We start from the raw sequence: 1162 nt of genomic DNA on the forward strand, positions 1-1162 counted from the left end.
CAGCTTGGGGAAAATATGTAAAATAAAGGGGATTATGCTCATTATCAGCTAACTGAACGGCATTACGCGCTGCGTCATCTGGTGTATTTGAAATGCCATTATAGAACATACGCCTGTTGCCATCAGAACCTGCTTGTAAGTGCTGCTTTTCCTCAGCTGTTAATAGTTGAGATTGAGAAAACAATCGCGCTATTCCAAAAGCGAAGGTAAGGATGGAGGATTGTTTCCCATCAGCAGCAGTAAGACTTAAGGTTGGCATTCAGGTTGTACTGGACTTCTTTTACAAAACGGGCTATTTAAACGCCTTTCGACACTTCGTTGCGGGATGACAGCGCCAGGCTGACAGATGGGGAGGTCTCTACCGTTAAAAGGAGAACACCAGTTAGCTCTCCCTTTATCACGAAAACCTGCCTGAATCATGCAAGCATCAATGGTTGCTATTTCATTGTTGCTTAGCTTTCTATTTACATCCTCAAGATAATTAAGGTGCGGCATTCCACATTCTAACAATGCTTTTCCTACCTCGGTAAAGTCTGCTCCTGGCTTCTTCCACCCTGCTACTTCTCCTGGAGGAGATTTGTCGATGTTTTCAATGTCACATCCAGTGACCGTTAACAGAATGAGCAGACTTAATAAATTAAACAACATTTTCATTTTTTATTCCCTGTTCTCGTTGAATAAAGTTTTTTAAAACCAAATGAACCGTAATTAGTTGTACACTTAGAACTCGCATTTCCATAACAATTATGGGGACTTGGATCATAGCCGCCTAGTGCTTTCCCTTGCTCTATCATTGGAATTGCTAGTGGAAATAATAAATAGGGGAACTTCAAGGGTACCTTATAAGCAGTAGGCCAATTGTAACCGAACACCGTACTAATGGGGTCAAAGACATGGCCTTGTATGTAGACATAATTTTTTTCGCCATCGCTTACATAATTTAGCGTATTTGCCATATCTTGAGCATTATAAGCTGGTCCAAAAAGATAGATATCTGTTTTTTTTGCTATGCCGTGGATGCCATGCTTTTCAAAGTCACGCATTCCGTTACCTACTGTTAAGCTACCACGGCTATGCGCACTAATAAGTAATCCATCATTGCCATAGTTCAGTACCAGATTTTGGTACTTCTTGCTCGAATTACTCCATCCCCCAAAATACT

3 protein-coding genes are annotated in these 1162 nt (G+C 41.0%); all 3 read right to left on the reverse strand.

The features are described from left to right. The coding region (locus J7R10_RS08175; RefSeq protein WP_208436430.1) for a hypothetical protein at nt 1-259 on the reverse strand (259 nt) is incomplete at its 3' end. After that, nucleotides 247-654, reverse strand: a complete 408-nt coding sequence (locus J7R10_RS08180) for a hypothetical protein (protein ID WP_035002852.1) — start codon at nt 652-654, stop codon at nt 247-249. The genes J7R10_RS08175 and J7R10_RS08180, both read right to left, overlap by 13 nt. Beyond that, nucleotides 651-1162, reverse strand: a 512-nt coding sequence (locus J7R10_RS08185; RefSeq protein WP_208436429.1) for a hypothetical protein, incomplete at its 5' end; no start/stop codon positions are given. The genes J7R10_RS08185 and J7R10_RS08180, both read right to left, overlap by 4 nt.

This window comes from Bartonella vinsonii subsp. berkhoffii ATCC 51672, assembly GCF_902825225.1.
GTDB classification, from domain to species: Bacteria; Pseudomonadota; Alphaproteobacteria; order Rhizobiales; family Rhizobiaceae; genus Bartonella; species Bartonella berkhoffii.